Annotated in this window: 3 protein-coding genes; 2 read left to right on the forward strand and 1 reads right to left on the reverse strand. The window is 73.3% G+C overall.

Features of this window, described 5'->3' with window-relative positions; genetic code table 11:
- Nucleotides 1-168: 168 nt before the first annotated feature.
- Complete coding sequence (locus NUM_RS04875; protein ID WP_030444380.1) at nt 169-453, reverse strand: hypothetical protein; 285 nt, start codon at nt 451-453, stop codon at nt 169-171.
- Nucleotides 454-564: 111 nt separating this feature from the next.
- On the opposite strand from NUM_RS04875, the gene NUM_RS04880 reads away from it, so the two are divergent.
- The gene (locus NUM_RS04880; RefSeq protein WP_308440538.1) at nt 565-1419 is read left to right on the forward strand and encodes a nucleotidyltransferase domain-containing protein; all 855 of its coding nucleotides are present in this window, start codon (nt 565-567) and stop codon (nt 1417-1419) included.
- Nucleotides 1416-1838 (forward strand): phosphatase domain-containing protein, encoded by a 423-nt coding sequence (locus NUM_RS04885; protein WP_207123339.1) that lies wholly within the window; start codon nt 1416-1418, stop codon nt 1836-1838. The genes NUM_RS04880 and NUM_RS04885 overlap by 4 nt, the downstream gene beginning before the upstream one ends.
- The last annotated feature ends 55 nt before the right edge of the window (nt 1839-1893 follow it).

The raw sequence follows: 1893 nt of genomic DNA on the forward strand, positions 1-1893 counted from the left end.
GCGCGCACTCATGAGCGTTCCTCCTTCGTCGGAACGTTCATGAGGCACCGAGTCGCGCTGCACCCATGATTCGCTCGCTGGCGCGCACTCATGAGCGTTCCTCCTTCGTCGGAACGTTCATGAGCCACCATGTCGCGCAATGCCCATGATTCGCTCGCTGGCGCTCGCTCATGCGGAGCCTCCCTCGATCAGCCGGCGCACCGTCGCCTGCTCCGGGTCGGACAGATCGCGGGCCGAGACCACCAGGTAGCCGTCGTCGCCCTCCTCGATCAGGGCCACGGTCAGCCACCGGCCGTCCCGGTCGGCGGCGGCCACCCGCAGCACGCCGCCGAGGTGCTGCCGCAGCCGCGGCCGGGCGTGCAGCACGTCGAGCACCGACTGCCAGCCGACGCCCGCCGCGCCCAGGTGGCGGTAGCTCTCGTCGTCGAACCGGTAGGTCTCGTCCACGACCATCTCCACTGTATACGAACGTAAACGGTGCGGCACCCGATCGCCGGCCCGGAATGTCGCGGGCGACAGACCGGCCCTCGGCGCGCCTCAGGGCACGAGCGTCGAGCCGGATCGGTGCGGGATTCGCCCCTGACGCTAGCGGCCGGGTGTGACATTTCCGGCCGGCCTGGGCGGCCCGTCCCGGTCTGCTGCCGGTACCGCTCGGCAACCCGGTTGTGTCCGTTCCGGCCGCCGCATAACCTGCCGCTCGACCGGTACCGGGGGGAGACGACGATGCACGTGTTGCTGTCCGGCGTGGTCGGCTCCACCGCGTACGGCCTGGCCGGACCAGGCTCGGACGTCGACCGGCTCGGCGTCTTCGCGGTACCGACCGTCGAGCTGCACGGGCTGCGCCGGCCGGCCGAGTCGGTGGTGACCACCGCGCCGGACGTGACGATGCACGAGGCGGCGAAGTGGTGCCGGCTGGCGCTGAACGCCAACCCGACCGTCACCGAACTGGTCTGGCTGCCCGCCGAGGAGTACGAGGTGCGGACCGGGCTGGGTGAGCAGCTGATCGCGATCCGCGCCGCGTTCCTGTCCGCGCCGCGGGTGCGCGACGCGTACCTGGGCTACGCGACCCGCCAGCTGCGGGCGCTGTCCGGTGGGGATGCGGTGCCGGCGGCGGACCGTGCGCGGGTGCGGCGCCGGGACGCCAAGCACGCCCGGCACCTGGCCCGGCTGGTGGCGCAGGGCGAGGAGTTGTACCGGACCGGTACCGTGCGGATCCGGCTGGCCGACCCGGCCGGGGTGCGCGCCTTCGGCGAGCGGGTGGCCGACGGCGATCTCGCCGCTGCGCGGCGACTGCTGGAGCGGGCCCGCGACACGATGGACACCGCGCGCAGCGCGCTGCCGGACCGGCCGGACGAGCCGACCGTCGAGCGCTGGCTGCGATCGGTGCGGGCGGCACGATGGACGGAGGGCGTGGCGTGACGAGGCGGCCGAGCGCGGTGCTGGTCGACGTGGACGGGACGGTGGCGCTGCGCGGCGACCGCTCGCCGTACGACGAGAGCCGGGTCCACCTGGACACGCCGAACCTGCCGGTGATCGCCGCCGTGCGGGCGCTGCACGCGGCGGGGCAGCGGATCGTGTTCTGCTCCGGGCGCACCGACGGCTGCCGGGCGGCCACCGAGCGCTGGCTGGGCGAGCACGTCGCGGTGGCGTACGAGGGGCTGCACATGCGCCGGGCCGGCGATCGCCGCAAGGACTGGGTGGTCAAGTCGGAGCTCTACCGCGAGCACATCGAGCCGCGGTACGACGTGCTGCTGGTGCTGGACGACCGCGACCAGGTGGTGCGGGCCTGGCGCGGTCTCGGCCTCACCGTCTTCCAGGTCGCCGAAGGCGACTTCTGACGCCGGTCGCCGAAGGCGACTTCTGACGCAGGTCGCCGAAGGCGACTTCTGACGC

The sequence above is a fragment of the Actinocatenispora comari genome (genome assembly GCF_017312725.1).
Lineage (GTDB): Bacteria > Actinomycetota > Actinomycetes > Mycobacteriales > Micromonosporaceae > Actinocatenispora > Actinocatenispora comari.

Bases quoted from the DNA above. Each gene is read 5' to 3' on its own strand.
- NUM_RS04875 (WP_030444380.1), bottom strand. From the start codon at position 453: ATGGTCGTGGACGAGACCTACCGGTTCGACGACGAGAGCTACCGCCAC.